The organism is Streptomyces sp. bgisy159, assembly GCF_057707805.1.
The window spans coordinates 26,327-52,930 of the sequence record NZ_JBYIQX010000004.1; the positions used below are offsets into that span (position 1 = coordinate 26,327).

Sequence of the window (26,604 nt, forward strand, 5' to 3'; positions counted from 1 at the left end):
ATGGCCGCCATGAGCGAAGCACCTGGTGGAGAGCGTGGGGAGCGCGAGCCCGGGCGGGACGCGGACGCCGTGGCGCGGTTCGTCGAGAACTTCGCGGCGCAGCTCGTCGAGGCGGGGGTGCCGCGTATGCCGGCCCGCGTCTTCTCGGCGCTGCTGGCCTCCGACACCGGCGTGCTGACCTCGGCCGAGCTGGGCGAGCGGCTGAAGATCAGCCCGGCGGCCGTCTCCGGCGCCGTGCGCTACCTGTCCCAGGTGCACCTGGTCTCGCGGGAGCGCGAACCGGGGTCCCGGCGGGAGCGCTACCGCGTCCACAGCGACCAGTGGTACGAGGCGCTCACCAACCGGGAAGCCATCATCAAGCGCTGGGAGGACGCCCTGCGCGAGGGGGTCACCAGCCTCGGCCCCGACACGCTCGCCGGCCGCCGCCTCGCCGAGACCCTGGCCTTCTTCGAGTTCGTCGAACGGGACGTCGCCGAGATGATGGAGCGGTGGCGGGCGTACCGGGAAGAGCGCTTCGGGCGCTGACCGGTGAGCGGTGACCGGCCGTGACTCACGCCGTCGGCGGCAGCACCAGCCCCAGGGCCGATTCCCGGACCGTCCAGGTGCGGCGGCGTACCGGGCCCGTCACGCCGGAGTCCGCGCGGTAGCGGAAGTCGGCGCCGGAGACGGTGACGCGGTGGCCCCGGGCCAGCAGCGGGACCGCTTCCGCGCCGACGGACACCGGCTGTACCTCCACCCGGACCAGCCCGGAGCCGCCGGGTGTCACCGAGACCGCCTCCAGCGGCTGGTCCAGATCGACCAGCGTCTCCCCGTCGACCTCCACCCGCAGCCGGGACGGCCCCGGCGCGGTCGCGGCGCGGGCCGGCCGCCCCGGCACCAGGGTGCGGACCAGCGACCGGCAGGTGCGCAGCCAGGGCCGGGAAACGCCACCGAGGTCGCCGGAGTCGTCGGTGTCGTCGTCGCCGTCGCCGGGAGGGCCGGCCGAGCCACCCGGTCCGACCGCCGTGGCCCCGACCGCCGTGGCCCCGACCGCCGTGGCCCCGGCCGGCGAGGCTCCGGCCTCGGGGAAGCCGACCGGCGGGATGCGCAGCCCCCCGAGCACCACCCCGTCGCTGTCGTCGACCAGCAGGTCCAGCCGCCGTTCCGCCCCCTCCAGCACGGCCCGGGCAGCCGCCACCGCCCCCGTCGGCACCCCGAGCGCCCCGGCCAGCGACAGCACGCCCCCGACCGGCACCATCGACAGCGCACATCCGGCCAGCTCCCGCTGCCGGTGCAGCAGGCCCACCGCGCGGACCAGAGCCTGGTCGTCGCCCACCACCACCGGCCGCCGCGCGCCGCGCCGGGCCAGCGCCCGGGCGAACTCCTGCGGACCCTCCGGGAGGCACACCTTGGTCGCCGCACCCGCGCTGAGCACGTCTTTCGCGATCCGGACGGACTCGCCGTCCGCCTGCCGGGCCAGCGGATCGATGACCACCAGCAGCTGTTCGGACGTCGCGAAAGTCGCCACCTCGGTCCTGCCTCGCTTCCTCGGGTAGCATCTTTGTGCAAGAGCCCCTTGCGCTATTGCGCCAGGGGCTTCGTCTATTCCGGGGCACCCGGTCCGACGGTTGTGCGGCCAACGACGGCCGCGGTGTACGCGGCGGAACCTTACGCGTACGCCCCTGACCTTGGACATGCCCCGCCCGGAAGGGGTGTACGCGCGTGCCCGCACTTGTGCTGCTCGGTGCTCAGTGGGGTGACGAAGGCAAGGGAAAGGCGACCGACCTGCTCGGTGGCTCGGTGGATTATGTCGTGCGGTACCAGGGTGGCAACAACGCGGGTCACACCGTCGTCGTCGGCGACCAGAAGTACGCACTGCACCTCCTCCCTTCCGGAATCCTGTCCCCCGGCTGTACGCCGGTCATCGGTAACGGTGTCGTTGTCGACCCGTCGGTCCTGCTCTCCGAGCTGAGCGGGCTGAACGAGCGAGGCGTCGACACGTCCAAGCTCCTGATCAGCGGAAACGCGCACATCATCACGCCGTACAACGTGACGGTCGACAAGGTGACGGAGCGTTTCCTCGGCAAGCGGAAGATCGGCACGACCGGGCGCGGCATCGGCCCGACCTACGCCGACAAGATCAACCGCGTCGGGATCCGGGTCCAGGACCTGTACGACGAGTCGATCCTGCACCAGAAGGTGGAGGCCGCCCTCGACGTCAAGAACCAGGTGCTCACCAAGCTCTACAACCGGCGCGCCATCGCCGCCGAGCAGGTGGTCGAGGAGCTGCTGGGCTACGCCGAGCAGATCAGGCCGTACGTCGCCGACACCGTGCTGGTCCTGAACCAGGCGCTGGAGCAGGACAAGGTGGTCCTCTTCGAGGGCGGGCAGGGCACCCTGCTCGACATCGACCACGGCACGTACCCCTTCGTCACCTCGTCCAACCCGACGGCCGGCGGCGCCTGCACCGGCGCCGGCGTCGGCCCGACGAAGATCAGCCGGGTCATCGGCATCCTCAAGGCGTACACGACCCGCGTCGGCGCCGGACCGTTCCCGACGGAGCTGTTCGACGAGGACGGCGAGGCGCTGCGCCGCATCGGCGGCGAGCGCGGCGTGACCACGGGCCGTGACCGGCGCTGCGGCTGGTTCGACGCGGTCATCGCCCGCTACGCGACGCGGGTCAACGGCCTGACCGACTTCTTCCTCACCAAGCTGGACGTCCTCACCGGCTGGGAGCAGATCCCGGTCTGCGTCGCCTACGAGATCGACGGCCGGCGCGTCGAGGAGCTGCCGTACTCGCAGACCGACTTCCACCACGCGAAGCCGGTGTACGAGATGCTGCCGGGCTGGTCGGAGGACATCAGCAAGGCCAAGTCCTTCTCCGACCTGCCGAAGAACGCGCAGGCGTACGTCAGGGCGCTGGAGGAGATGTCCGGCGCGCCGATCTCCGCGATCGGCGTGGGTCCGGGCCGGGACGAGACGATCGAGATCAACTCGTTCCTGTAGGCCCTGGGGCCCTGCGGGCCCGGGGAGAACGTGTGGGGGAGGGCGCCGGGGGCGCCCTCCCCCTTCGGCTCACCGCTGGCGCGGGAGCCTGATCGTCCGTACCAGCGGCATGCCGGCGTACTGGTCGGGGTCGACGGTCACGACGTGCCGGCCGTCCGGCCAGTCCGGAGTGGGCCGGGACAGGTGGATCGCCTGGCCGAGCCGCCACTCCACGCCGTCGCGCAGCAGGGCGCCCACGGCGGAGGCGCCCGCGAAGTCCAGCTCGACGACCTCGATGGCGGGCAACGCGCCCACGTGCTCGGCGAGCCCCTTGCGCATGCCGTCGGCGGCGGCCAGGCAGAGCGCCGGCACATACACGTGCCGGGTGGGGCCGTGCTCGGTGTTCGCGACGAACTGCGAGGCGAGAGAGTTGCCGGAGCCCAGCGCCAGCAGTGCCGACTCGTCGAACACGACGCCCGTCGATCCGTTCCTCGTGGCGCTCACAGGCTGTCCACCGGCCGGCCGGCCTCCAGGTCCTGCCAGACCTTCTCCACCCTGTCGTGGTCCTCGTCCGTGAGCGTCACGCCGAAGTGGGTCTCGCAGTACGCCTTGGTCTCCTCGTACCGCTTGCGCAGCTCCTCCCGCGTGGGTGTGGCCCCGGCCAGCTCGGCGATCAGATCCCGCATGGTCATCCCGCGCTCGCGGGCGAGCACCATGAGGCGGTCACGGACAGCGGGGTCGACCTTGACGGTGGTGTCAGCCATGACAACAGTATACTGACGGTATACCGCCGTCTCCGGCCTTTTGAGCAATGCGGTCATCGCGTTCCTTCGGTTGGAGTGTCCCGGCCGCAGGGCTGAGGCCGGGAATTCTGTGACGTCTATGCGGGCGCGGTCACCCGGGCCGGACGGCCGTGGCGGAGGCGGGTCTCCACGAGGGTGCGCGGCGCGTACACGCACGGCGGCAACTCGGCGGTCAGCGCGGCCCGCACCTGCGCGTCACTCGCCCCCGCGTCCCACCACGCCACCACCAGCGGCGCCAGCCGCCACACCTCGGAGGCACCCAGAAGCAGGCGCCGGTCCACGATCCCGAGCGACCCGAGCAGCCGCGCGGCGCGCGCCGTACGTTCGCGGGACCGGACTTTTTCGGAATCACCCGCGAGGGGCGCGGATTCGTACGGCGTCTCGAACACCTCGTAGGCGGTGCGGAGTTGCGCCGTCCGCCGCAGATGCCGCGATTCCTCCAGCTCACGCAGGGCGCGCACGACCCGCGCCCGCCCCTCCTGGAGCTCCCGGGCGACCGCTCGGACGCTGACGCGGGTGCCGTCCGGGAGGCTCAGCAGGTACATCAGTACGCCTGCCGCGCACCAGGAGATGCCGCGGTCGCGGAGGAGAGCGGGCGAGAAGCCTGAAAAGGCGCGCGCGGGCGCCTTACGATAGACGCGCATCTGGTTTCCATCTCTGACGGGTGCCGAGCCCCCGGGTGTTGCCGCACCGCGGGGGCATTTTTCTGTCCGTGTCGGCGCGACTCTATGGCCACGCAAAGTAACAAGTGCAAGCTGAGGTCGCTCATTTCACTCGGGTGAGTGAAGGACGGTGCGCAGAAGCAGGGTGTGGACCCGGTCGCCGGGATGCGTCGGGCGGTAGCGCCAACTCAGCGGCCACGTAAGCCCGTCGAGGGCCGGGACCGGGATGAACGACACGTGGTCCGGGCCCGAGGTGAGGCGGGTGACGTCCGGCTGCCAGGCGCGGTGGGTCGTACTGCCCGCCCCGACCAGGAAGTACACCGCACGCCTCCCGCTCGCCGCCTCGATGATCGGGCCGGGGGTGCCGCCGGTCAGGTGGGCGAGGCGGTCGGCGAGGTCCCGTCCGCGCTCGCCGTCCACGCGGATCGCGTCGAACCGGACGCCGGCCCGGTGGAGTTGGATGCCGGAGGCCGGGATCCAGTTCAGGTCAGTTCGGGCGTTCATGGGACCAGTTTTCGCGGTCCCGGCTACCGTTTCCATCACTCTCCGTCGACCACTGGGAACGGTCGGAAATCGGCGGGGCTCGGTTGTGACCGGTTGAGTTCGGTTGAGTTCGGGGGTGACCGCGATGGCGCGGGCCGAGAACAAAGTGGAGTCGGGCGGTACGGCGCACCTCGTGGCCGCGCTGGCGAAGGCTTTGCGTGAGCAACAGGAACTGACGCAGGAGGAGTTGGGCAAGAAGATCGGCTACACGGGGTCGGCGGTCAGCGCGATGGAGACGTGCGCGCAGCCCGCCAGCGACAAGATGCTCATGAACCTGGAGGAGGTGATCGGGGGCGGGCTGGGGGTCTTCGAGGAGGCGCGGCGCTGGATGCTGCTGGAGAAGTACCCGGCGCGGTTCCGGGGGTTCTCGGAGATGGAGGCCGGGGCGGTGGCGATCTCTTCGTACGAGACGCACGTCGTCGACGGTCTGTTCCAGACGGAGGACTACGCGCGGGCGTTGATCGGTGGCGGCTTCCCGCCAGTCTCCGAGCAGAAGCGGGAGGAACTGGTCGAGGCGAGGCTGGCTCGGCGGCGACTCTTCGACCGGGAACCCGAGCCGTACGTCGAGCTGATTCTCGAAGAGAGTGTGCTGCGGAGGCCGTTCGGCAGCTGGGAGATCCTTCGTGATCAGTTGCGGTCGCTTGCTGACGATGCGCGGAGGGACAACGTCTGCGTGCAGGTGCTGCCGCTCGACCGGGGGCTGCGTGGCACGTACGCGGGCGATCGTGGCCCCATGAAGCTTGTGACGACGAGGGACCACGAGCACGTTGTCTTCATGGAAGTCGAGGATCAAGGCATTCTGGTCAGCGATCCTCCCGACGTATCCCAACTGACACACCGCTATGCGAAGATCCGCGCACAGGCACTGAGTCCCGATGACTCGCTGAGCCTCATCGACCGGTTGGCAGGAGAGCAGCGATGACCAGCACCGGAAGCCTACGGTGGTTCAAGTCCAGCTACAGCGACAGCGGTGGCGGAAACTGCGTCGAAGTAGCCCACCAAGCCCCCCACACCACCCACATCCGCGACTCCAAGCACCGCGACCCCGAGACCGGTCCCATACTCACCGTCTCCGGAGCCGCCTGGGCCGATTTCCTCACGTCGCTCTGATCAGGGCTGCGGCGCCGCCAGGGCCCACAGAGCGGTGAGCAGCGTCGACACGGCGAGTGCGAAGCCGACCGTCGCCGTGAGGGTGCCCCCGCCCGTCAGGCAGCCCATCAGGACGCCCAGGGCGGCGCCCACGGCCGCGACGCGGGCGCCGGGGAGCCACCAGGGGGCGGCGCGCAGGCGGTCGGGGAGGACGAAGGCGTCGCGCAGGTCGGCGCGGGCCGCCGCCCAGTCGTCCAGGAGGACGTCCCCGGAGGGACGGCCGCGCAGTCGGCCGAGGGGGACGAGGCGTGTGCCGTCGGGGAGTTGGACCACGGCCCGGCGGGATCGTCGTACCGTCACCGGGGTCTCGCCGGTGCAGTCGTCCAGCGCGGGGTGCCACATGACGCGCTGCCACGAAGAGCGGGTGTCGCCGGGCTCGGTCAGGGAGAGCCAGGTCGTCGTACCGCGCCACACGCGGACCGCGCGGTCGCCCTGGTGCACGGTGGCCGTCATCGGGTGGGCCGGGTCAAGCCGTGCCGTCCGGCGGAAGCGCAGGCCGCGCCACGCCCACACGGCACACAGGGCCGCGGCGACGGGAGCGGCGAGCATGGCCGGCACTTCCAGGTCGTCCTCGGCCGAGGTCTCCTCCGGGTCGGCGGGGAAGCCCCGCGGGTCCGGCCGGGTGGGGTCGTAGGCGACGCCGAAGTGCTCGCCCTCGGTGTAGCGGCCGGTGTCGTAGACGGTGAAGCGCTGTACGTGGGGGAGGCCGGCGGTGTCCGTCCAGCGCACCCGGATGTCGCCGTCGTCGCCGATCCCGTCCTCGACGACCAGGCCGTCGGCGGTGGCCGTGGCGTCGGCGCGGGCCTCGCGGTACCGGTGCTCGTGCCAGCCGAGCCAGGTGGCGAACAGGGCGTAGCCGAGGACGGTGGCGAGGACGCCGAACACGGCGACGCGCAGGGCCGGGCGGGAGGCCGTCGGGCGGCTCACAGGGCCACTTCCTTCGGGTCGGGGGCCGCCAGGAGCGCGCGCACCGGGGCCGGGTCCCCTGTCTCCAGAGCCTCCGTCAGGAGGGCGCGCAGGTCGAGGACGGTGCCGTCGGGCGCGGTCAGTACGGTGGTCAGCCAGCGCACGGTGTACGTCCAGCCCGCCTCGCGCAGGGTCCGCTCCAGCACGCGGCAGACGGCGCTGCCGAGCACGGCGCGTCCGGCGGCCTCCCGGACCGCGGGGGGCAGCTTGCGCAGCCCCGGTTCCAGGCGCCGGGCGAGGAGCGGCCAGCTGCCGTCGGCGACGGCGTCCAGCGCGGCGGACAGCGCGTCGGCGGGTGAGGTCCGTTCGGTGGCGGTCAGCAGGGGGAGCGGGCCGGTGCCGTCGGCGGCCCGGTCGGCGAGGTCGCGCAGCCGGTCGGGGTCGGTGTCGAGGAGGCGGGCCGGCCGCAGCGCGCCCGGCTCCACCGCCGGTGCGTCCCCCGCGCCGGCCGGGGACGCCGGGCCCTCCGGTTCGACGAGCCGGGCGACGCACCACCGCTCGATCGCGGACGCGTGCGCCAGCCGGAGCGGCACGTCACGGAAGCGCAGGCCGGGCGGCGGCTCCACGTCGGGCAACGCCGCCGCCCGTACGGCGGTCGGCGGGTGGCCGTCGGAGGCGTAGGGGTCGACGGCCTCGTCCTCGGCGGCCTCCCGGGCGGCGAGGCGGGCGACGTACGGATCGCGCAGGGCGGTGTCGAGGGCGGTGTAGAAGTCGGCCGGATACGCCCCGTCCGCCTCCAGCGCGGAGCACCACTGGCCGCCGAGGCCGTGGAAGGCGGCGGCGAGGGCACCGGTGCGCGCCAGCGCCTCACGGGTGGCCGCGGTGCCCGCGACCCGGGCCGCGCCGGCGTCGGCGGCCGTCTCCGCCCGCCAGGCGGCCGGCTGGGAGGCGCGCAGCAGGGGCGCGGCGAGCGGGGCGAACAGCGGGCGGAAGGCGGTGCCGAGGCGGGCGTCGAGCAGGGCGCGGGAGCGGCCCAGCCAGTCCGTGCGGCGGTCGCGCACATGCTGCTCGTGGGCCAGCTCGTGCGCGATCACCGACGCCAGCTGGGCCTCGGTGAGCCCGCGCAGCAGGGGCAGGCCGAGGACCATGACGTACGTGCGCACACCGCGGACCCGGAGGCGTGCCACGGCGGCGTCCGGGTCGGGGACGATCCGCACGAGCAGGGGCTCGCGGAAGGCGAGTCGGTCCGCGATCTCCCGTACCAGCGCTGCAAGTTCGGGCTCCTCGTCGGGCCGTACCGCACGCCCGGGCAGGTGCCCGTCCTCAGCGGTGCCCCGGGCGAGAGCCAGTACCACCAGAGCGACCGGGCCGAACAGCCACTCCTGATCCCAGACCAGGGCGAGGAGAAGCGGTGGCACCGCCATGACCACCGGCGACCAGGCGACCGCGAGCATGGCGGCGATGAGCAGCCATTCCCGTACGGCCCGGGCCGCGCCGCCCCCCGGCGACCGCGTCCGCATAAGCGTTCCCCTCCCGTGTGTGCGAGGGGATCTTCTCCGGACGCACGGCCGGTTGTCCACGGCCGTCCGCCCGCCGGGGTCAGCTGAAGACGATCATCGAGCCCTGGGCCAGGCTGCGGGTCGCCGCCGCGTGCAGGCCCAGCCAGACGTGGCGTTCGCGGGCGAAGGGGCTGGGGTCGTAGGGGGCCGGGACGGCGGGCTCCTCCAGTTCGGTGGGGGCCGACGGCGGCTGGGGCGCGGCCGGGGGGTTCGCCGGGTCGATGCCGATGGACGGGGCGACGTACTCCAGCTCCCGCAGCAGGGCCTGGGAGGAGCCCAACGGGCCGCCGCCGGCGAGCAGTTCCTCGTTGGAGAGGGGGTGGGCGAAGTCCACCGGGACGTAGGCGCCCGCGTGGTCGTAGTGCCAGACCAGGTGGGACTGCTGGGCCGTCGACTCGAACATCTCCAGCAACTGCTCGTAGTCGCCGCCCAGTTCGTCGACCGGCGTCACCGGCAGGCCGCACACCTGGAGCAGGTACACCCGGCGCAGGAAGTGCAGGGCGTCGTAGTCGAAGCCGGCCACCGGGGCGACCTCGCCGGACAGGCCCGGCATGTACTGGTACACCGGCACCGGGGGGAGCCCGTTGTCGGCCAGTACCGCGTTGTACTGCGCGAGTTCCTCGGCGAACGGGTTGTCGGGGGTGTGGCACAACACGTCGACGAGCGGTACCAGCCACAGGTCACAGGCCAAAGAGGGCTCCTCAGTCAGTGCGTCGACGGGCGCCGGCGGCACGCGTCGTCGTCGGGGCGTTCATCAGGGCGTTCATCAAGGCGTCCGGTCACGGCATAGCAGAGTCATTGTGCAGGTCCCATACCCACACCCCGCCCACCCGGCTCCCGGGACGGCCCACCAGCTTCTCGACCGCCGCCCGCAGTCGCCGCTCGTCCGGTCCCGGGCCGAGTACCACCGCGCCCGCGTTCCAGTACGCGAAGTCCCGCCGCGCCCGCTCCCGGCCCGCCGCGTCGATCTCCGGCACCGCACCGAAGTCCCGCACGTCCACCAGCACGCTCGCCGTGTAGCGCAGCGGGACGCCATAGACGCCGGTGCGGTCGCCGTCGCCGTACGGGCGGTTGAAGTAGCCGCCGGGCAGGCGGAAGCCGAAGCGGGCCGCGATCTGCCAGCGCAGGGCCCGCGCGTCCGTCGGATCGGGGAGGGGGACCGGTACCAGGGACTCGCCGTCGCGGACGTACGACCGCCAGGCGCCGGAGGTGAAGAAGGCGGGCACCTCGGGGCGCGGCTCGGAGCGCAGGGGGGCGGGGACGAGGGGGAGCAGGGCGAGCGCGACGGCCGCGAGGCCCGCGTACCGGACGCCCGCTCGCCGTCCCGCCGCCGAAAGGTCGGCCACCGCCAGGGCGAGCAGCATGCCCAGGACCGGTGCGCAGATCAGGGCGAGTCGCCCCACCAGCACGGAGTCCAGCAGGGGCAGGCCGTCCAGCAGGCCCCAGGGGCCGGGCAGGACGGTGTCCGTGAACGGGACGGGGACGCGCGGGCCCAGCGACAGCAGCGCGGCCCCGGCCGCCGTCGCCGCCAGGGCGCGCACGGCCGGGCGGCGCCGCCACAGCGCCGCCGTGACCGCGCAGGCCAGCAGGGCGAGCGGCCAGCCGTAGAAGGCGTTCTGCTCGGTCGGGTTGACGGAGAGGGCGTTCGCGCGGGCGGCGTCGCCCGCGATCAGGGAGCGTTCGGCGAAGGAGAGCAGGGCGAGCGGGGAGTTCGCGCCGGCCGGGTCGTGGGGGAGGCCGGTGTAGGACTGCGGGCCGGAGAACTGCCAGGTCAGCGGATAGAGGACGAGGGGGAGGCAGACGGCCGCGGCGACCGCCAGTCCGCGGGGCAGCCCGCGCAGGGCGCTGCGGGCGGCGTCCGGCCGTACGGCGGTGTACGCGGCGGCGAAGAGCAGCAGGCCCAGGGCGGTCAGCAGCAGCGCCTCCTCGCCGAGGAAGAGCTGGTAGGCGGTCATCAGGCCGAGGGTCACCGCCGTGCGGGCCGGCCGGTCCGTGCCCTCGGCGAGGCGCAGGACGCGTTCGATGATCGGCGGGACCATGAACAGGAGGGTGAAGTTGGGGTGCGCGTTGGCGTGGCCGACCATCGGCGGGGCGAACGCGGCGAGCAGGGCGCCGACGGTGGCCGCGGCCGGGCGGCCCGGGGTGAGCCGGCGCAGGACCAGGCGGTACCAGGCGGACGCGGTCGCGGCCAGGCCGAGCCACATCACCAGCGCGAGGGTGAGCGCCGGGCCCAGCAGCAGCGTCAGGGGCGTGAGCGGCACCGACAGGCCCGGCATGACCGTGTTGGCCATCAGGTTGACGCCGTCCGGGTAGCCCTGGAGGTCGGTGAAGAGGGGGTTGCGCAGGTGGGCCACGTTGTCGGCGGTCACCGCGAAGAACCACTCCCACTGGTACTGGTCCTGGAGGGAGTCGGTGAGGTAGCGGCGGTCCGGGGCGAGGAGGCGGCCGGAGTAGAGGGCGAGGGAGAGCAGCAGGAAGAGGGCGTCGGCGGGGGCGGGGCGGATGCGGGGGCGGTCCCGGTCGTGGGTGGGGCGGATGCGGGGGCGGTCCCGGTCGTGGGCCGGGCGCACGCGCAGACGGACCAGGTCGCGCAGGAAGCGGGCGTAGTCCGACGGCCGTATCTTCGAGCCGGGCTGGTGCGACCAGCGCACCGGGACCTCCGCCACCGGCCAGCCCGAGCGGTGGAAGTGGCGCAGCACCTCCACGTCGATGGCCCAGCCGTCCACCCGGCTCGCGGCGAACGCGGCGCGCGCCTTGTCGCCGTCGAGGAGTTTGAAGCCGCACTGGGTGTCGCGGATGCCGGGGACGGCGGTGGCGCGGATGAGCAGGTTGCCCGCCCCGCCGAGGAGTTCGCGGACCCGGTGCTGGCGGCGGCCGAGGGCGGCGCCCGGCAGGGCACGGGAGCCGACGGCCGCCGCGTGGCCGTCCGCGAGCGCCTTCTCCAGGACCGCCAGCTCCTCCATGGGCGCGGCGAGATCGGCGTCGGTGAGCAGTATCCGGCGGCCGGTGGTGGCGGCGACGCCGAGCCGCAGGGCGTGGCCCTTGCCGCGGTGCCGCCCGCCGGACACCAGCCGCACCTCCGGGCGGGCGGCGACCAGTGCGGGCGTGCCGTCCGTGGACCCGTCGTCGGCGACCACGACCTCCCAGCTGCCGCCGGCGTCCCGCAGGTACCGCAGGACGGCGTCGAGGGTGCGGCCGAGCCGCCGCTCCTCGTCGTAGGCGGGGATGACGACGGAGAGGTCGGGTGGGGTCACTCCGCCGCCAGTCGCTCGATCAGCGCGAGGGCGTGCGCGTTGTACGCGGCGAGCAGGTCACGGGCGGCCCGTATGTCGCGCCGGTACAGGGCGTCGACCAGTTCCGTGTGGCGCGACCACAGTTGCCCGCGCAGGTCGGTGAGGCGGCGCAGGTGCTGCACCGTGCACACCCAGGACCGCACCCGCAGCCGGTGCAGGAAGTCGGCGAGGTAGGGGTTGCCGAACAGGGCGCTCAGCTCGCGCCAGAACCGCAGGTCGTAGCCGATCAGCACGGTGAGGTCACCGGCGGCCGCCGCCCGCTGGGCCTCCTCGCCGCGCCGCCGCACCGCCGCCACGGTGGGGGCGATCCGGGGGTCGGCCAGATCGTCGTAGTCCCGGCGGCCCTCCTCCAGGGCGAGCAGCATGGCCTCGATGACGAGGCTGCGCGCCTCGACCATGCCCCGGTAGTCCTGCGCCGAGTACTCCGGGACCCGGAAGCCGCGGTGCTGGACCGCTTCCAGCAGGCCCTGCGCGGACAGGTCGACCAGGGCCTCGCGGACGGGGGTCGCGGACACGCCGTACTGCTCGGCGATCTCCTTGACGGTGAACTCCTGGCCCGGCTGCAGCCGCCCCGCGAGCACCTCGTCGCGGAGCGCGTCGGCGATCTGCTGCCGCAGGGTGCTGCGGGTCACTGCGCCGTTGCCGCTGCTGGCGGGCATGGGTCGGGCTTCTCCTCGTCGTCGCGTACGAGCGTGCGGTGACGTGCTCGCCCCTTTCTACGGGCACGTCACCTTACGCGTTCGAATCCGGAGGAACCCTATGTGAGGGGCCGTATCCCGGCCATGGTCAGTCCGTGAAGGTGTCGGCCACCGACAGGGCCGCGTCGAGCGCCGCCAGGCCCTCCTTCAGCTCGGCCTCGCTGACGTTGCAGGGCGGGACGACGTGCGTGCGGTTCATGTTCACGAACGGCCACAGGCCGTGCTGCTTGGCGGCCGTCGCGAAGGCCGCCATCGGCGCGTTCGCCTCACCGGACGCGTTGTACGGCACCAGCGGCTCGCGGGTCTCGCGGTTCCTCACCAGCTCCAGGGCCCAGAACATGCCGGTGCCGCGCACCTCGCCGACGCTGGGGTGGCGCGCGGCCAGCTCGCGCAGCGCCGGGCCCACCAGCGACTCGCCGAGCCGGGCGGCGTTCTCCACGACGCCCTCCTCGGTCATCACGTTGATCGTGGCGACGGCCGCGGCGCAGGCCAGCGGGTGCCCCGAGTACGTCAGGCCGCCGGGGTAGGGCCGGGTGGCGAAGGTCCGCGCGATGCGCTCGGATATGGCGACGCCGCCGAGCGGCACGTACCCGCTGTTGACGCCCTTGGCGAAGGTCATCAGGTCCGGCACGACGTCGAACAGGCCGGCCGCGAACCAGGTGCCGGTCCGGCCGAACCCGGCCATGACCTCGTCCAGCACGAACACGATCCCGTGCCTGTCGCAGATCTCCCGGACCCCGGCGAGGTAGCCGGCCGGCGGGACCATGATCCCCGCGGTGCCGGGGACGGTCTCCAGGACGATCGCCGCGACGGTGCCCGGGCCCTCGAAGGCGATCGTCGTCTCCAGGTGCTCCAGCGCCCGCGCGCACTCCTGCTCCTCCGTCTCCGCGTAGAAGCGGGAGCGGTAGAGGAAGGGCGCCCAGAAGTGGACCACGCCGTTGGTGGCGCTGTCGCTGGGCCAGCGGCGCGGGTCGCCGGTGAGGTTGACGGCCTGCTGGGTGCCGCCGTGGTACGAGCGGTAGGCGGAGAGCACCTTGGGGCGGCCGGTGTGCAGCCGGGCCATGCGTACGGCGTGCTCGACGGCGTCGGCGCCGCCGTTGGTGAAGAAGATCCTGTCCAGGTCGCCCGGGGTCCGCTCGGCGATCAGCCGGGCCGCCTCCGACCGCGCCTCCACCGCGAAGGCGGGCGCGAAGGTGGTCATCCGCCCGGCCTGCTCCTGGATCGCGGCGACGACCTTCGGGTGCTGGTAGCCGATGTTGGTGTAGACGAGGCCGCTGGTGAAGTCGAGGTAGCGGTTGCCGTCGTAGTCCCAGAAGTACGACCCCTCGGCGCCGGCGACGGCGAGCGGGTCGATGAGTTCCTGCGCGGACCAGGAGTGGAAGACGTGCGCACGGTCCGCGGCCTTCACGGCGGCGCCGGCCTGGGGGTTCGGCTGAGGGGTCATGCGGGCGAGGGTAGATGTCCGCGATGCGGAAGCGGTATCGGCGTCCTGTCTGCGGACCGGGGGTTTTTGCGACAGGTTGTCGGGCGGTCGGGGCACGGGGGCCGGGCTACGAGGGCCGGGGCACGGGGCGGGGTGTGTGGGGCCGCCGGGGCGCGGGGCGGGGTGTTCGGGTCCGCTGGGGGCGGGGCGGGGTGTGTGGGGCCGCCGGGCGCGGGCCGGGGCGTGTGGGGCCGCCGGGCGCGGGCCGGGGCGTGTGGGGCCGCCGGGCGCGGGCCGGGGCGCGCGGCGCCGCTGGGGGCGGGCCGGGGCGCGCGGGACCGCCGGGCGTGGACCTGGGTGTTCGGGGCCGGTCGGGCAACCCGTTACGGAACCGTAGACCCCGGGCCGCACGACTGTCGGAACGGCCGGATTATCCTCGGCCCGTTCACATGTGTGGGGGGAAGGTGGGGCGGCGATGGAGAAGCTCGGTCCCGGGGACCCGCAACGGATCGGCGGCTACCGGCTGCTCGGACGGCTGGGCGCCGGCGGAATGGGACAGGTCTACCTCGCCCGGTCCGACCGGGGGCGGATGGTCGCCGTCAAGCTGGTCCGGCCGGAACTGGCGGCCCGCGACGAGTTCCGGGCGCGGTTCCGGCAGGAGGTACGCAGCGCCCAGCGGGTCGGCGGCTACTGGACCGCGCCCGTCCTCGACGCCGACACCGAGGCCCCCGTGCCCTGGGTCGCCACCGGGTACGTCGCCGGGCCGAGCCTGCAGCAGGTCGTCGGCCGCGACCACGGGCCGCTGCCCGAGCGCTCGGTCCGCATCCTCGCGGCCGGGCTCGCGCACGCCCTCACCAACATCCACGCGGCGGGCATCGTCCACCGCGACCTCAAGCCGTCGAACGTCATGGTCACCATAGAGGGCCCCCGGGTCATCGACTTCGGGGTCGCCCGGGCCCTGGAGACGCTGGCAGGATCGCCCGCCGCCGCCGACCTCACCCGCACCGGCGCGCTGATCGGCTCGCCCGGGTTCATGGCCCCCGAGCAGGTGCGCGGCGAACGCATCACGCCCGCCTGCGACATCTTCTGCCTCGGCTCCGTCCTCGCCTACGCCGCCACCGGCACCCTGCCGTTCGGCACCGCGGACAGCGGGGCGCACGCGCTGATGTTCCGCGTCGCCGAGGAGGAACCCGACCTCACCGGACTGCCCGAGGGCATCGCCGACCTGGTCCGCGCGTGCCTGCGCAAGGACCCGGCGGCCCGGCCGTCCCTGGCGTGGATTCTCGAACACACCGGTGCCGAGGACACGGTCTCCGAGGGCCGCTCCCGCGAGCCCTGGCTCCCCGGCACGCTCGTCGCCCAGCTGGGCCGGCACGCCGTGCGCCTCCTCGACGCGGAGGACCCGCAGGCGGCGACCGAACACGCGGGCCGGGACGGCGCCGGGGCCGCCCCCGCACCCGGCCCCTGGCCGGCGGCCGGGCGGACCGCGCCCACGGTCGGCCATCCGGCGTACGGGGCTCCGGCGCAGCAGCATCCGCAGCCGGCCTACGGATATCCGGCCGCGGGGCACTGGCCGGGAGCCGTCGGCGCGCCGACCGGCGGCGGACACGGCGGACCCGGCGGACCCGCAACGGCTGTCGGGCCCGGAGTGCCCGGCGGGCCGGTCCCGGGCAACCCGTACGCCCAGTCGCCCACGTACACCACCGCCCCGCCCCCCGTGCCCTACCCGCAGCCCACCCCGTACGGCTACGACGGCACCCCGGACCACCCGGAACCGGAGCCGCCCCGGCGCGGCCGGCGCGGGACGGCACTGCTGGTCGGCATCGCGCTGGTCGTCGCCCTCGCGGCCGGCGGCTCGGTGTACGCGTACCTGAACGACGGCGACGACACCCGCGCCGACGCGGACCCGACCCCGACGGCCGCGCCGACGACCCCCGCGCAGAGCCCCACGCGGCCGAGCCCGACGGCCTCGCCGTCCCCCTCCCCGTCGCCCTCTGCCTCGGCCGACGGCGCGGTCCCCCAGGCGTACCTAGGCACCTGGACGACGACGATCGACAGCGCGTCGGGCTCCGACAGCCGCAGGCTCACGCTCACCCAGGGCGAGGTGGGGGACACGGTGCTGAAGTTGATCGCCGACGGCGCCGGCTACCACTGCGAGTTCGCGGCCCCCCTGAGCCGGCGCCCCGCCGCGGACGGCCCCCTGCGCATCGGCCCCTCCACGGTCACCACGGGCGAACCCGCCACGTCCTGCACTCCCGGCGACCCCACCGAGATCACGCTCCTGGCGGACGGCCGTCTGGAGCGGGTGAACACCGCCACCGGCGAGAAGCTGACGTACTCCCGCTGAGCGCCGGGCGCCTGCCTGGAATCGGGCGGGTCCTGTGGCCTGCCTGGGTTCGGGTGGGTGGTGGCGTGGTGTGTCCGGGCGGGTCCCGCCGCCTACCTCGGCTCGGGCGGCCGCTGGCGCGGCATGTTCGGCCGGGCCCCGTTCGGCGGAGCCGGAAACCGTCCCGGTACCCCCTGCTCGGGAACCCTGCTCGTCCCGGACACCGCCGTCTGGAGGCCCAGCGGGGCCGACCCGGTGCGGAACTCCACCATCCACTCGGCCGTCTCCGTGCGCACCAGCTCCGTCACGTCCTCGGAGAACCGCCGCAGCACCCCGAGACACCGCTCGGCCGCCTCGCTCGCCGTGCCCTCGGCCGGCCCCAGCACCTCGCGCACGCTCTCCGACGCCCACTCGAACTGCAGCACCTGCAACCGCCGCTGCACCGCCTGCGCCGTGGCGACGTCCCTTATCCACCCGGACGTCACCCCGAAGAACCGGTCCACCCCCACACACGCCACCGCCAGCAGCAGTGCCAGGTACCCCCAGGCCGCCGCCCCGCCCATCACCCCGGCGAGGTCCAGCAGCGGCAGCGCCGCCCCGGTCACCGCGCCGGCCGCGGCGCCGGCCCGCAGCGCCCGCGCGCCCCGCCGCTTCCACACCCGGTCGGCCAGGTACCAGGCCGCCGTCTCCAGCGCCCCGCGCTCCACCCACCGGTACAGCTCGTCCAGCCGCTGGGCGGGCTCCCCCCAGTCGCCGAGCGGAAACGCCCGCCCGGTCAGGTCGCCCGGCCGCAGCCCGGCCGGGCCCTCGCCCCGCCCGTCCTGAGGCAGACCTTCGGGCTGCATCTCCGGCTGACCCACCCGGCACTCCCTACTGACTTCGTCCTGACCGCGCTGGCCGCGCTGACTGATGCTCCTGGATGCTCCTGTGCCGCCCCCTTCCTACCCCCCAACGGGTGGCGGTGGGGCGGCTTTGGTGCCTTTGCCGCCCGGAAGGAGCCCTTGATCAGGTATAGACCGGGCAGCCAACTCACTCGAAAGAGTGCCGGGGCGAGCGTCACCCGGACCACGTAGGCTCGTGCCGAGCGGGAAAACCCGCACGGACGCCGACGTCAGGACGCAAGGGAGCTGATCGTGATCCCCGGTGGTGGCCAGCCCAACATGCAGCAGCTGCTCCAGCAGGCCCAGAAGATGCAGCAGGACCTGGCCAGGGCCCAGGAGGAACTGGCGAACACGGAGGTCGACGGGCAGGCCGGCGGCGGCCTGGTGACGGCCACCGTCACGGGCTCCGGCGAGCTGCGGGCCCTGAAGATCGACCCGAAGGCCGTGGACCCCGAGGACACCGAGACCCTCGCGGACCTGGTCGTCGCGGCCGTCCAGGCGGCCAACGAGAACGCGCAGGCCCTCCAGCAGCAGAAGCTCGGCCCGCTGGCCCAGGGCCTGGGCGGCGGCACCGGCATCCCCGGCCTGCCGTTCTGACCGGATGACCGGGGTGTCTTTCTCAGACACCCGGGGCCGATTACCGTACGTACAGCAAAGACAGGAAAGGACGGCAGTCCGTTGTACGAAGGCGTGGTCCAGGACCTCATCGACGAACTGGGGCGGTTGCCCGGCGTCGGTCCCAAGAGCGCGCAGCGGATCGCCTTCCACATCCTGCAGGCCGAGCCGACGGACGTACGCCGTCTCGCGCAGGCCCTGATGGAGGTCAAGGCGAAGGTCCGCTTCTGCGCCACCTGCGGCAACGTGGCGCAGGAGGAGCTGTGCGGCATCTGCCGCGACGCCCGCCGCGACCCTGCCGTCATCTGCGTCGTCGAGGAGCCGAAGGACGTCGTCGCGATCGAGCGGACCCGCGAGTTCCGGGGCCGCTACCACGTCCTCGGCGGCGCGATCAGCCCCATCGAGGGCGTCGGACCCGACGACCTGCGTATACGAGAACTTCTCGCGCGGTTGGCCGACGGGACGGTCACGGAGCTGATCCTTGCCACGGACCCGAATCTGGAAGGCGAGGCCACGGCCACGTACCTCGCCCGCATGATCAAACCCATGGGCCTGAAGGTCACCCGCCTGGCCAGCGGCCTCCCGGTGGGCGGCGACCTGGAATACGCGGACGAGGTCACCCTCGGCCGCGCCTTCGAGGGGAGACGACTCCTAGATGTCTGACGCCACGCTGCACGCGACCGAGCACGACCCGGACGACTTCGCGGTCCAGATCGCGGACCAGGTGGAGAGCTTCCTGGTGGCCGTCACGGAGGTCGCGAAGGGTGACGAGCCGGGCTCGGCGGTCCCCTTCCTCCTCCTGGAGGTCTCCCAGCTCCTGCTGGCCGGCGGCCGGCTGGGCGCCCACGAGGACATCGTCCCCGACGAGCGCTACGAGCCCGACCCGGGCCCGGAGCCGGACGTGGACGGCCTCCGCGAGAACCTTGCCCGCCTGCTCGACCCGATCGACATCTACTCCGAGGTCTTCGACCCCTACGAGCCGCGCAAGGCACCCGTGCCCGCCCGCATCTCCGACGACCTCGCCGACGTGATCACCGACCTGCGCCACGGCATGGTCCACTACCGCGCGGGCCGGACCACCGAGGCCCTGTGGTGGTGGCAGTTCTCCTACTTCTCCAACTGGGGCTCCACGGCCTCCGCCACCCTGCGCGCCCTGCACTCCGTCCTCGCCCACATCCGCCTGGACCAGCCCCTCGAAGAACTCGACGGCCTGGACACCGACCAGGGCATGGGCGACGACACCCTGGAGTTCGAGGCGGGCCGCGTCATGGCCCAGGAGATCGCGGGACCGCTGGGGATGCAGCCGGGGCAGCGAGGATGACCGAGTACCGGACCTGGGCCGAGGCCAAGCGCAGGATCCGGGCGAGCCAGCCCGGTGTGTCCGACGCCGACTGGAAGGCCCGCGAGCAGGCGGCCCGCAAGACGACCGAGATGTCGATCGTCGCCCACCACCGGATCGAACAGGGCATTGATCCGGTGCCTGACGCACCGTGACAACCGAATGGGCGGAGCGCTTCGGGAGCTTCGGGCGGGGCGGCTAGAAGTGATCGGGCAGCCAGGGTTCGAGCTGTGTCGTGCTACGGATCAGAGTTGTGAGCCCTTGCTCTGATACGGCGCGGACTCCGGCCATACGAGCCGAGGCGGTCGACCGGTAACCGCCGGCGTACCAGACCGCGAGCTGGTGGCGGGTGAAGGTGGCGTGTCCCTCGATGAGTGTGGGGGTGATCTCGGCCGCTCCCGCCTCGATCCGGAGCATCCACCTGTCCTGCTCACCGGTCTCGTTCTCGATCTCGATCGGCACGACGGTGGTGAGGTCGGCAGGCCAGCCGCGGAGCTGGATGGCTTTGGGGGCGTCGAGGATGCGCAGCATCCAGGGGTGCCAGGCTTCGGCGTTCGTGCGGTGATGGTGCAGGCCGTGCAGAAGGGTCGGGTAGGGCGGGAGGGCGCCACGGCGGAACGTGATAGCGCGGGCGCGGGTGTCGTGGCGGCCGAGGAAGGCCAGCATGGAGGCGGCGGTGGGCTGGTTGGCGGCCCAGAAGTCGTGGACGACCAGGTTCATGCCGTGGCGCTGATGCCGTGTGGTCGTGAGGTTGAGGAGACCGGTTGTGGGGTGGCCGGGCAGGGCGAAGCGGTAGGTGATGAGGTCGCTCTTGGCCTGCTTCCACCGGGCCCACCAGGAGGGGCGGTCGATCGGCCCGTTCCATTCGCGGGCGAGGTCCCGCTGGAGGGCTTCGGCTTCGTCTGTGAGTCCGTGGTCGACCTCGAAGTTCCCGAGCGTGTAGGCGCGTTTGAGGTCGTCGGTGGCCACTTCCCAGGCGAGGACGTCGGTGGGGGCTTCCCATCCGAGGCGGCGGGCGTAACCGGTTGAGGACGTGGTGATCGCGGAGACGACCGCGCCTCGCTCGATCAGGGGTTGCAGTCGTGCGGCCGTCATGTCGGCTGCGAGGCGGTCGCCGCGCTCCTCGGGGGCCACGCAGCCGGCGCCGAGGCAGGCGCTGGGGACGGGGGCACCGCCGAAGAACTGGTCGACGAAGAGGCCGAGGCCGCCGGCGACGACCCGGCCGCCGCGAACGGCGACTCGAAGATCGGCGTGCTCGCGCAGGTGGGTGATGTCGCCGACCGGATGACCGTAGGCGCGTGCGGCGAGCTGGTCGTACTGCTCCCACAGTCCCTCGTCGGCGGGGGTGAAGGTGAGGATCTTGTTCATGAGCCGGCCTTCAGTAGCGGGTGGCGTTGCGGGCGGCGTCGGCGTCCAAGGGCACGAGGAAGGCACGGGTGAAGGCGAGGACGCTGGTGCCCGCCTGGTTGTGGGCGGTGGTGTGGCAGGTGATGACCCCGGTGTCGGGACGGCGCTCCGAGACCCTGCGGGTGAGGATCTCCGTCTCGGCGTACAGGGTGTCGCCGATGTGGACGGGGGCGGTGAACCGCACCTGGTCGATGGCGAGGTTGGCGCTGGTCATGCCGCTGACGCTGCGGACGGTCATACCGCCGACGAGATTGAGGGTGACGCCGGAGCAGACCAGGATGCGGCCCCACCGGGTCCGGCCGCTGTAGTGGGCGTCGGTGTGGAGGGGGGCGACGTTGCCGCTCAGAGCGGTGCCGATGAGGTTGTCGGCTTCGAGGATGGTCCGGCCGGGCCGGTGCTCGATGACCAGGCCGGGGACGAGTTCTTCGTAGGAGAGGCCGACGTTCTCCCGTACGCGAGCCTCGCCGATCCGGCGGTAGCCGTGGGGCAGGCCGGCGCTCACGGCGTGTGGTCCGCTTCGGCGACGACCGCGCGGGCGGCGTTGAAGAAGGGGGTGCCGCGCATCTGCCCGCTCACGGTGGTCACCGTTCCGCCGCTGGCATCGGCGGCCGCGACGACGACCCGGGCCTGAGCGATCTCCTCGGCGGTGGGTGTGAAGACGTCGTTGATCACCTGCACGTGGCGGGGGTGGACGCAGCCTTTCCCGGAGAATCCCAGGTCCTTGGCGCGCTCGGCGTCGCGGCGCAAGGTGTCGGGGTCGTTGAGTTCCCAGGTGGGGGCGTCGATGGCGGGGATGCTCGCGGCGCAGGCGGCATTGATGAGAGCCGAGCGGGCGTAGTGGAGGGCGTCCCAGCTCAGGCCGCAGCGGACGGAGGCGGCGTAGTCGGCGGAGCCGAAGATCACGCCGCCGAGCCGGGGCGCCTGCATGATCGACGGGAGGGTGTCGAAGGCCCGGGGGCTTTCGATCAGCGCCCAGATGTCGGGGGTGTAGCCGTCGGCGTCGAGCGCGGCGGCGACGAGTTCGATGTCGCGGGGGGATTCGACCTTGGGGATCACGATGAGGCCGGGCCGGGCGGTGTAGCCGGCGAGGGCCGCCAGGTCCTTCATGCCCTCGATCGTCGTGAGGCCGTTGATCCGGATACCGAGGGTGCACGGAGGGCCGGTGACGAAGAAGTCTTCCGCGGCGGTGCGGGCGTCCTGCTTGTCGTGGAGGGCGACGGAGTCCTCGATGTCGACGAGGGCGACCGCGGCGCCGGATGTGCGTGCGCCGGCGAAGCGGTCTCGGCGCAGGCCGGGTGTGATGATCCAGGCCCGTCCGGGGCGGCGGCTGGTGCTGACGCTGGTCATGCGGGTGGTCACCTCGTGCTTCGCTTGGCGGTGATGAGCTGGTCCAGCTCCTTGAGGGTGGCGGTGTGTTCGATCTCCCGGTAACTGACGTCGATGCCGTAGCGCTCGGCGAGCAGGACGGAGAGTTCGACGACGGCGAGCGAGTCGAGTCCTGCGTGGTCGAGGCCGGCTTCGCCGGTGAGCCGGTCAGCCGGAAGGTTGAGGTCGTCGAGCAGGATGCGGGTGAGGTCCTCGTTCACGATCGGTCCTCTCGGAGGCAGTGGAGGGAAGAGGCCGGACAGGGCGACGGCCGCCCTGGGGCGGTCCGGCCGGGCTGGAGACGGCCGTCGCCGGCGCGCTGACGCGGGCTATCGGCTGGTCGTCTTCAGCCGTCGGGCGACCTCGCCGATGAGGTCTTCCTGGCCGGCGACGACCTGACGCTCGCCGAGGGCGAGGAACAGGTCGAGGGGGTCGACACCTTCGGTGCGCGCGATCTCCAGGACCGGCCGCTTGAAGCCGGAGAACACCCCGGCCAGCCCGCTGACGACGGCGATCGAGTCGGTGACCGGCGGGCCCTTCATCAGGCGATCGTCGGCGACGTCGGCGGCGGCCAGGATCTCGCGGAGCCCGATCCCGGTGTCCATGCCGCGGCGTTCGAGGACGGCCACGAGGACTTCGAGCTGCGTGTTGCCGGCTCCGGCGCCGAATCCGCGTGCGGTCGCGTCGATGACCGATGCGCCGGCATCGACGGCGGCCAGCGAGTTGGCCACCGCCAGCCCCAGGTTGTTGTGGCCGTGGAAGATCACCGGTACGTCGACGGCGGCGACGATGGCCTGCACGCGCTCGGTGACGTCGGCAGGGAGGTAGTGGCCCGCGGAGTCCATGATGCCGACGGCCTGGGCGCCGAACTCCACCATCAGGGCGCACTGCTCGGCGAGTTCGCCGGGGCCGGCCATGTGGCTCATGAGCAGAACGCCCTGGGCTTCGGCGCCGAGGTCGCGGACGACGCCGAGGTGGCGTTCGGTGACGTCGGCTTCCGTGCAGTGCGCGGCGATGCGCACGATGTCGGCGCCGTGGCGGACAGCGGCCGTCAGGTCACCGGAGGTACCCCAGCCCGGGGCCATGAACACGCCCATCCGGGACGAGGTGAGGGCCGCACGGACGGTGGTGAGCATCGTGGCGTCGTCGAGCCTGGCGCGGCCGATCTGGAGGCTGGAGGCGCCCAGGCCGTTGCCGTGGCCGACTTCCACCACGGGCACCTTCGCGGCGTTCGCGGCGGTGGCGTAGGCGCGGAGCTGGTCTGTGTCCAACTGGTGGCCGACGGCGTGGTGGCCGTCGCGCAGTGTCGGGTCGTGCAGGAGGATCCGGGGCCGCTCGGGGCTGTTCATGGGGTGTGTCCTTTCATCGCGGGGCGGCGGCCGACTGTTCGGCGAGCAGGACGGCGGCGGCGTTGATGATGTCGACGCTTCCGGCGTGGCGGGGCAGGCGGCGGCCGGAGGCGGTCACCTCCACCGCGACCGAGATGCGGCCCGGCTCCACGGCGAGGGAGGTCACCTGGTACCCGGGTGCATAGGTGCGCACGGTGTCGGCGGCGGCCGCGATGCCGGTGCGCACCGATGCCGGGCTCATGCCGTCGGCGAGGACGGTCATGGCCACCCGGAACGGCGGGGCGGGCCGCGCGGGGCTGAGATTGACCAGCACCTTCACCTGCCGGGTCCCGGTGAATGCGTGGATGGCGGCGGCGGTGGCGGCGATGTACTGGTCCAGGTTCAGGCGGGTGGCTCGGCCGGCGCTCGCGCTCGCTGCGGTGGAGACCACCTCGATGTAGGTGGGGGTGCAGCGCTGGGCGATGGCGTGCAGGACCGGGATGGCCGCCTGCCCGCCGCAGCTGATCAGGTTGAAGTGCCGGTGGGCTCCCGGGCGGTGGTCGCTGATGCCGGGCACGAGGATCGTGCCGGAGCCGGTGGGGGTGAGATCGACCAGGGTTGCGCCGGTCGGGCGAAGAGCCGCCCAGTGCTCGGCGTGATTCTCGGCGTTCGTAGCGTCGAAGACCACGTCGAAGGGACCGGAGTCCAGCAGGGCACGGACTCCGCCCGCGGTGGTCGGATGACCCATCTCGGCCGCCCGGCGCAGTCCCAGGCTGTCCCGGTCGCGGCCGGCCACGAGGGCCAGTTCCAGCTTCGCCGTCCGGCAGATCTTGTCGACGAGGTCTGTTCCGATCAGGCCCGCGCCGAGTACGGCGACACGCAGACGCTGTTCATCAGCGGCCATCGGCCGCTCCTTTCGCAAGGTGACGGAAAGGTAGATTGAGTAGGAGGTGCGGCGCCCTGCGAACGTGACGCGGGGCGAAGGACAGCTAGCGCACGTGCAACTCCACCGACGGCAGATGCTGCGAGCGGGCATGCACCGTGCTCGGGGCCTCCAGGGGGAGGCTGGCGTGAACGGCTCCGGCCAGGGCAAGCTGGCCGGCGCGCAGGCCGCCGCCGACGCGGTGCAGCCGTCCGGCGAGCCAGACCAGGGCTCGAAGCGGATCGCCGAGGACAGCGCGGCCCTCCCCGGTGACGACAGCGGCGCCGCCGACGCTGACGACCAGGGGCTCGGCGGCCAGGTCCATACCCGTGTCCAGCGGCACCGGGTGGCCGGTGACGACCCGCGCGCAGGAAGCGTTGTCGGCGATGCTGTCCGCGACCGTCATCCGCCAGCCGGTGAACCGGGTGTCGATCACCTCCAGGGCGAGGAACACCTCCTTAACCGCCGCCCGGGCCTCCTCCAGGCCTACTCTCGGCCCCCCGAGGTCGCAGCCGAGACGAAACGCGATCTCCGCCTCCACCCGTGGCCGCATCAGCACGGAACGCTCCAGGACGCCTCCGGTGGGCAGCACCATGTCGTCGAGCAGGACACCGGAGTCCGGCTCGCCGACGCCCATCTGTTCCTGCATGGCCTTCGAGGTCACACCGGCCTTGTGACCGACAACGCGGGCACCGGCGGCGACCCGCCGTGCGATCACCGCAGCCTGCACCCGGTAGGCGGCTTCCAACGCCAGGCCCGGCTGTCGGACAGTCAGCGCGTCGATCGGGACTCGCTCGTACTCGGCCGCCAGCAGAGCTGATGCCGTACTGGCGATCCAGCGGTCATCCTCGGCATCCATGGCAATCCCTCCCTGGGACGTGCGGCATCTGTTCGGGGAGCAGTCGTGGGCACGGGAGCAGATCCGGGCGGCGCTGCCCGCCGCCGTGCATCGGGCCTGATGAAGAGTCAACCGACTTAGGCCGCACGGCGGTACGGTGGCGGGCAGACCAAGCGGTATATCGCGTATACGGGGCAGGTGCTCATGACCACGCGCACGCCGAACGTCCGGCTCAGGGCTCTTGTCGCCGAGTCCGGTCTCACTTACGAGGCGCTGGCCAAGCAGGTCTGCGCGGTCGCAGCCGAATGCGGCACGCGCTTACGCACCAACAAGTCCAACATCGAACACTGGTGCCGCGGCTCTGTCCCTCGCGGGCACACGCCCGTATTCCTCGCGGTCGCGCTCTCCCGGCGCCTGGGCCGCATCCTGACCCCCGCCGACCTCGGCCTGCCCTCGTCGGCGGACACTGGAAGTGACGCCACCGGGCTGTCGCTCGCGAGTGACCCGCTGGACGCCCTGCTGCCGATGTGGAGGTACGAGTTGGACCGCCGCAGCCTCCTGACGGCCTCCGCCTACTCCGTAGCAGCCGCAGCCCTGCCCCTCCATCACCTCCAGGACATCGCAGCCCGCACCACCGCCGTCACCCGCACCGGCCACACCGTCGGCACGGCCGAGGTCGCCGCCGTCCGAGACATGATCACCGCGTTCTCCGAGATGGACGAGCGCCATGGCGGACAGCATGGCCGCAGCGCCCTGGTCGCCTACCTCCGTGACGACGTCGCCCCGCTGTGCCGGGCCCGGTTCAGCACCGACGACGTCCGCCGGCAGATGCTCTCCGCCGCCAGCCGCGGCGTCCACCTACTGGGCTGGAAGTCGTACGACGCCGGACAACAGGGACTGGCCCAGCGCTACTACCTCCAGTCCTACGCCCTGGCCGCCGAGTCCGGCCTGCGCGGACACGACGGCTTCGTCATGCGCACCATGGCGATGCAGGGCCTCAAGCTCCACCGCCCCGAGCACTGCCTGGGCCTTGCCGAGACCGGCCTGAACCGGGCCAAAGGGCACGTGGATGCCCAGACGGAAGCCCTCTTCCGCGTCGTCCACGCCCACACCCTGGCCAAGAGCGGCAAGCGCCGCGCGGCACTGGCCGAGACCGAGCACGCCCGCGGCCTGCTGACCGATGCGCCCGGCGACGAGCCACAGTTCTGGGCACTGACCTGGGGACCGCCGGCCGCCTCCGTGCACTCCCGCGCCGCCAAGGTCTACGAGACTCTCGGCGACCATCGGTCCGCAGCCGAGCACTACGCGCTGGCCGCCACGGCCCGCCCGGCCGACACCTACGCGCGGATCGTCGCCCTGGACATGGTCGCCGGTGCGGAGATGCACCTCAAGCGCGGCAGCATCGAGCAGGCGTGCGCCATCTGGCACCGGGCCATGGACCACATGAGCGGCGTCCGATCCGTCCGCACCCGCAAGGCCGTGGCCCGCATGCGCAGCGACCTGGCACGCTTCCGAGCCCGTGGCCTGCGGTGCGTGAACGAACTCGACGAACGTGGACGCGACTTCCTCGCCAACGGCTGAAG

The 26,604-nt window shown here is 72.8% G+C and carries 29 protein-coding genes; 10 read left to right on the forward strand and 19 right to left on the reverse strand.

Features of this window, described 5'->3' with window-relative positions; translation table 11 throughout:
- Positions 1 to 9 precede the first annotated feature (9 nt).
- Positions 10 to 525 carry a GbsR/MarR family transcriptional regulator gene (locus AC3ET3_RS05705; RefSeq protein ID WP_432155929.1) on the forward strand — a complete coding sequence of 172 codons (516 nt, stop codon included), beginning with the start codon at positions 10 to 12 and terminating at the stop codon, positions 523 to 525.
- 25 nt (positions 526 to 550) lie between these two features.
- Here AC3ET3_RS05705 and AC3ET3_RS05710 read toward each other — a convergent pair whose 3' ends face one another.
- A complete protein-coding gene (locus AC3ET3_RS05710; protein WP_435611731.1) occupies positions 551 to 1,507 on the reverse strand; it encodes a diacylglycerol kinase in 957 nt (318 codons plus the stop codon).
- Positions 1,508 to 1,701: 194 nt separating this feature from the next.
- Here AC3ET3_RS05710 and AC3ET3_RS05715 point away from each other — a divergent pair, with 194 nt between their 5' ends.
- Positions 1,702 to 2,985, forward strand: a complete 1,284-nt coding sequence (locus AC3ET3_RS05715) for an adenylosuccinate synthase (RefSeq protein WP_432135060.1) — start codon at positions 1,702 to 1,704, stop codon at positions 2,983 to 2,985.
- 69 nt (positions 2,986 to 3,054) lie between these two features.
- On the opposite strand, the gene AC3ET3_RS05720 is transcribed toward AC3ET3_RS05715, so the two are convergent.
- The 4 genes from AC3ET3_RS05720 to AC3ET3_RS05735 form a co-directional block, all read right to left on the reverse strand.
- Positions 3,055 to 3,468: a PIN domain-containing protein gene (locus AC3ET3_RS05720; protein WP_435611732.1), complete on the reverse strand. Its 414-nt coding sequence runs from the start codon at positions 3,466 to 3,468 to the stop codon at positions 3,055 to 3,057.
- Positions 3,465 to 3,728, reverse strand: a complete 264-nt coding sequence (locus AC3ET3_RS05725; protein WP_435611733.1) for a hypothetical protein — start codon at positions 3,726 to 3,728, stop codon at positions 3,465 to 3,467. Before AC3ET3_RS05725 ends, AC3ET3_RS05720 begins: the two co-directional genes overlap by 4 nt.
- Positions 3,729 to 3,844: 116 nt before the next feature.
- Complete coding sequence (locus AC3ET3_RS05730) at positions 3,845 to 4,411, reverse strand: hypothetical protein (protein WP_432135063.1); 567 nt, start codon at positions 4,409 to 4,411, stop codon at positions 3,845 to 3,847.
- 126 nt (positions 4,412 to 4,537) lie between these two features.
- On the reverse strand, positions 4,538 to 4,933 hold the full coding sequence (locus tag AC3ET3_RS05735) for a hypothetical protein (protein WP_432135064.1): 396 nt from the start codon (positions 4,931 to 4,933) through the stop codon (positions 4,538 to 4,540).
- A 115-nt stretch (positions 4,934 to 5,048) separates the two neighbouring features.
- Here AC3ET3_RS05735 and AC3ET3_RS05740 point away from each other — a divergent pair, with 115 nt between their 5' ends.
- Positions 5,049 to 5,894, forward strand: a complete 846-nt coding sequence (locus AC3ET3_RS05740; protein WP_432135065.1) for a helix-turn-helix domain-containing protein — start codon at positions 5,049 to 5,051, stop codon at positions 5,892 to 5,894.
- Positions 5,891 to 6,082 (forward strand): DUF397 domain-containing protein, encoded by a 192-nt coding sequence (locus AC3ET3_RS05745; RefSeq protein WP_432135066.1) that lies wholly within the window; start codon positions 5,891 to 5,893, stop codon positions 6,080 to 6,082. The genes AC3ET3_RS05740 and AC3ET3_RS05745 overlap by 4 nt, the downstream gene beginning before the upstream one ends.
- On the opposite strand, the gene AC3ET3_RS05750 is transcribed toward AC3ET3_RS05745, so the two are convergent.
- The 6 genes from AC3ET3_RS05750 to AC3ET3_RS05775 form a co-directional block, all read right to left on the reverse strand.
- Positions 6,083 to 7,048, reverse strand: a complete 966-nt coding sequence (locus tag AC3ET3_RS05750; protein ID WP_432155931.1) for a hypothetical protein — start codon at positions 7,046 to 7,048, stop codon at positions 6,083 to 6,085. It abuts the gene before it with no gap.
- Positions 7,045 to 8,547, reverse strand: coding sequence for a M48 family metallopeptidase (locus tag AC3ET3_RS05755; protein WP_432155932.1), 1,503 nt, complete (start codon positions 8,545 to 8,547; stop codon positions 7,045 to 7,047). Before AC3ET3_RS05755 ends, AC3ET3_RS05750 begins: the two co-directional genes overlap by 4 nt.
- Before the next feature lie 79 nt (positions 8,548 to 8,626).
- Positions 8,627 to 9,277, reverse strand: a complete 651-nt coding sequence (locus tag AC3ET3_RS05760; RefSeq protein WP_432135069.1) for a hypothetical protein — start codon at positions 9,275 to 9,277, stop codon at positions 8,627 to 8,629.
- A gap of 88 nt (positions 9,278 to 9,365) precedes the next feature.
- Entirely contained in the window at positions 9,366 to 11,840 is a 2,475-nt protein-coding gene (locus AC3ET3_RS05765; protein WP_435611734.1) for a dolichyl-phosphate beta-glucosyltransferase, read from the reverse strand.
- Positions 11,837 to 12,538, reverse strand: coding sequence for a GntR family transcriptional regulator (locus AC3ET3_RS05770; protein ID WP_432135071.1), 702 nt, complete (start codon positions 12,536 to 12,538; stop codon positions 11,837 to 11,839). Before AC3ET3_RS05770 ends, AC3ET3_RS05765 begins: the two co-directional genes overlap by 4 nt.
- 127 nt (positions 12,539 to 12,665) lie before the next feature.
- Complete coding sequence (locus AC3ET3_RS05775) at positions 12,666 to 14,021, reverse strand: aspartate aminotransferase family protein (protein ID WP_435611735.1); 1,356 nt, start codon at positions 14,019 to 14,021, stop codon at positions 12,666 to 12,668.
- A 454-nt stretch (positions 14,022 to 14,475) separates the two neighbouring features.
- Here AC3ET3_RS05775 and AC3ET3_RS05780 point away from each other — a divergent pair, with 454 nt between their 5' ends.
- Positions 14,476 to 16,347, forward strand: a complete 1,872-nt coding sequence (locus tag AC3ET3_RS05780; RefSeq protein ID WP_435611736.1) for a serine/threonine-protein kinase — start codon at positions 14,476 to 14,478, stop codon at positions 16,345 to 16,347.
- A gap of 92 nt (positions 16,348 to 16,439) precedes the next feature.
- Here the strand turns inward: AC3ET3_RS05780 and AC3ET3_RS05785 are convergent, their stop codons facing one another.
- Positions 16,440 to 17,186 carry an SLATT domain-containing protein gene (locus AC3ET3_RS05785; RefSeq protein WP_432135074.1) on the reverse strand — a complete coding sequence of 249 codons (747 nt, stop codon included), beginning with the start codon at positions 17,184 to 17,186 and terminating at the stop codon, positions 16,440 to 16,442.
- Between the two features lie 273 nt (positions 17,187 to 17,459).
- Between AC3ET3_RS05785 and AC3ET3_RS05790 the strand changes: the two genes are divergently transcribed.
- The 4 genes from AC3ET3_RS05790 (at position 17,460) to AC3ET3_RS05805 (ending at position 19,316) form a co-directional block, all read left to right on the forward strand.
- The gene (locus AC3ET3_RS05790; protein WP_432135075.1) at positions 17,460 to 17,804 is read left to right on the forward strand and encodes a YbaB/EbfC family nucleoid-associated protein; all 345 of its coding nucleotides are present in this window, start codon (positions 17,460 to 17,462) and stop codon (positions 17,802 to 17,804) included.
- Between the two features lie 81 nt (positions 17,805 to 17,885).
- On the forward strand, positions 17,886 to 18,485 hold the full coding sequence (recR, locus tag AC3ET3_RS05795; RefSeq protein ID WP_131563726.1) for a recombination mediator RecR: 600 nt from the start codon (positions 17,886 to 17,888) through the stop codon (positions 18,483 to 18,485).
- A complete protein-coding gene (locus AC3ET3_RS05800) occupies positions 18,478 to 19,143 on the forward strand; it encodes a DUF5063 domain-containing protein (RefSeq protein WP_432135076.1) in 666 nt (221 codons plus the stop codon). The genes recR and AC3ET3_RS05800 overlap by 8 nt, the downstream gene beginning before the upstream one ends.
- A complete protein-coding gene (locus tag AC3ET3_RS05805; protein WP_432135077.1) occupies positions 19,140 to 19,316 on the forward strand; it encodes a hypothetical protein in 177 nt (58 codons plus the stop codon). Before AC3ET3_RS05800 ends, AC3ET3_RS05805 begins: the two co-directional genes overlap by 4 nt.
- A 43-nt stretch (positions 19,317 to 19,359) precedes the next feature.
- On the opposite strand, the gene AC3ET3_RS05810 is transcribed toward AC3ET3_RS05805, so the two are convergent.
- The 7 genes from AC3ET3_RS05810 to AC3ET3_RS05840 all read right to left on the reverse strand — a co-directional run bounded on the left by AC3ET3_RS05810 (position 19,360) and on the right by AC3ET3_RS05840 (position 25,042).
- Positions 19,360 to 20,529 carry a GNAT family N-acetyltransferase gene (locus tag AC3ET3_RS05810; protein ID WP_432135078.1) on the reverse strand — a complete coding sequence of 390 codons (1,170 nt, stop codon included), beginning with the start codon at positions 20,527 to 20,529 and terminating at the stop codon, positions 19,360 to 19,362.
- A gap of 10 nt (positions 20,530 to 20,539) precedes the next feature.
- Entirely contained in the window at positions 20,540 to 21,070 is a 531-nt protein-coding gene (locus tag AC3ET3_RS05815) for a MaoC family dehydratase (protein WP_432135079.1), read from the reverse strand.
- The gene (locus AC3ET3_RS05820; RefSeq protein ID WP_432135080.1) at positions 21,067 to 21,915 is read right to left on the reverse strand and encodes an HpcH/HpaI aldolase/citrate lyase family protein; all 849 of its coding nucleotides are present in this window, start codon (positions 21,913 to 21,915) and stop codon (positions 21,067 to 21,069) included. Before AC3ET3_RS05820 ends, AC3ET3_RS05815 begins: the two co-directional genes overlap by 4 nt.
- Before the next feature lie 8 nt (positions 21,916 to 21,923).
- The gene (locus AC3ET3_RS05825) at positions 21,924 to 22,154 is read right to left on the reverse strand and encodes an acyl carrier protein (RefSeq protein WP_432135081.1); all 231 of its coding nucleotides are present in this window, start codon (positions 22,152 to 22,154) and stop codon (positions 21,924 to 21,926) included.
- Between the two features lie 108 nt (positions 22,155 to 22,262).
- The gene (gene dmpG, locus AC3ET3_RS05830; RefSeq protein ID WP_435611737.1) at positions 22,263 to 23,282 is read right to left on the reverse strand and encodes a 4-hydroxy-2-oxovalerate aldolase; all 1,020 of its coding nucleotides are present in this window, start codon (positions 23,280 to 23,282) and stop codon (positions 22,263 to 22,265) included.
- Positions 23,283 to 23,295: 13 nt separating this feature from the next.
- A complete protein-coding gene (locus AC3ET3_RS05835; protein WP_432135083.1) occupies positions 23,296 to 24,165 on the reverse strand; it encodes an acetaldehyde dehydrogenase (acetylating) in 870 nt (289 codons plus the stop codon).
- An 85-nt stretch (positions 24,166 to 24,250) separates the two neighbouring features.
- Positions 24,251 to 25,042: a 2-keto-4-pentenoate hydratase gene (locus AC3ET3_RS05840; protein WP_432135084.1), complete on the reverse strand. Its 792-nt coding sequence runs from the start codon at positions 25,040 to 25,042 to the stop codon at positions 24,251 to 24,253.
- A 183-nt stretch (positions 25,043 to 25,225) separates the two neighbouring features.
- Between AC3ET3_RS05840 and AC3ET3_RS05845 the strand changes: the two genes are divergently transcribed.
- Positions 25,226 to 26,602 carry an NsdA family TPR-like regulatory protein gene (locus AC3ET3_RS05845; RefSeq protein ID WP_432135085.1) on the forward strand — a complete coding sequence of 459 codons (1,377 nt, stop codon included), beginning with the start codon at positions 25,226 to 25,228 and terminating at the stop codon, positions 26,600 to 26,602.
- Positions 26,603 to 26,604: the final 2 nt, after the last annotated feature.

Bases quoted from the DNA above. Each gene is read 5' to 3' on its own strand.
- AC3ET3_RS05845 (WP_432135085.1), top strand. From the start codon at position 25,226: ATGACCACGCGCACGCCGAACGTCCGGCTCAGGGCTCTTGTCGCCGAG.
- AC3ET3_RS05725 (WP_435611733.1), bottom strand. From the start codon at position 3,728: ATGGCTGACACCACCGTCAAGGTCGACCCCGCTGTCCGTGACCGCCTC.
- AC3ET3_RS05705 (WP_432155929.1), top strand. From the start codon at position 10: ATGAGCGAAGCACCTGGTGGAGAGCGTGGGGAGCGCGAGCCCGGGCGG.
- AC3ET3_RS05805 (WP_432135077.1), top strand. From the start codon at position 19,140: ATGACCGAGTACCGGACCTGGGCCGAGGCCAAGCGCAGGATCCGGGCG.
- AC3ET3_RS05820 (WP_432135080.1), bottom strand. From the start codon at position 21,915: ATGACCAGCGTCAGCACCAGCCGCCGCCCCGGACGGGCCTGGATCATC.
- AC3ET3_RS05840 (WP_432135084.1), bottom strand. From the start codon at position 25,042: ATGGATGCCGAGGATGACCGCTGGATCGCCAGTACGGCATCAGCTCTG.
- dmpG (WP_435611737.1), bottom strand. From the start codon at position 23,282: ATGAACAGCCCCGAGCGGCCCCGGATCCTCCTGCACGACCCGACACTG.
- AC3ET3_RS05755 (WP_432155932.1), bottom strand. From the start codon at position 8,547: ATGCGGACGCGGTCGCCGGGGGGCGGCGCGGCCCGGGCCGTACGGGAA.
- AC3ET3_RS05735 (WP_432135064.1), bottom strand. From the start codon at position 4,933: ATGAACGCCCGAACTGACCTGAACTGGATCCCGGCCTCCGGCATCCAA.
- AC3ET3_RS05730 (WP_432135063.1), bottom strand. From the start codon at position 4,411: ATGCGCGTCTATCGTAAGGCGCCCGCGCGCGCCTTTTCAGGCTTCTCG.
- AC3ET3_RS05800 (WP_432135076.1), top strand. From the start codon at position 18,478: ATGTCTGACGCCACGCTGCACGCGACCGAGCACGACCCGGACGACTTC.
- AC3ET3_RS05745 (WP_432135066.1), top strand. From the start codon at position 5,891: ATGACCAGCACCGGAAGCCTACGGTGGTTCAAGTCCAGCTACAGCGAC.
- AC3ET3_RS05810 (WP_432135078.1), bottom strand. From the start codon at position 20,529: ATGAACAAGATCCTCACCTTCACCCCCGCCGACGAGGGACTGTGGGAG.
- AC3ET3_RS05770 (WP_432135071.1), bottom strand. From the start codon at position 12,538: ATGCCCGCCAGCAGCGGCAACGGCGCAGTGACCCGCAGCACCCTGCGG.
- AC3ET3_RS05780 (WP_435611736.1), top strand. From the start codon at position 14,476: ATGGAGAAGCTCGGTCCCGGGGACCCGCAACGGATCGGCGGCTACCGG.
- AC3ET3_RS05775 (WP_435611735.1), bottom strand. From the start codon at position 14,021: ATGACCCCTCAGCCGAACCCCCAGGCCGGCGCCGCCGTGAAGGCCGCG.
- AC3ET3_RS05835 (WP_432135083.1), bottom strand. From the start codon at position 24,165: ATGGCCGCTGATGAACAGCGTCTGCGTGTCGCCGTACTCGGCGCGGGC.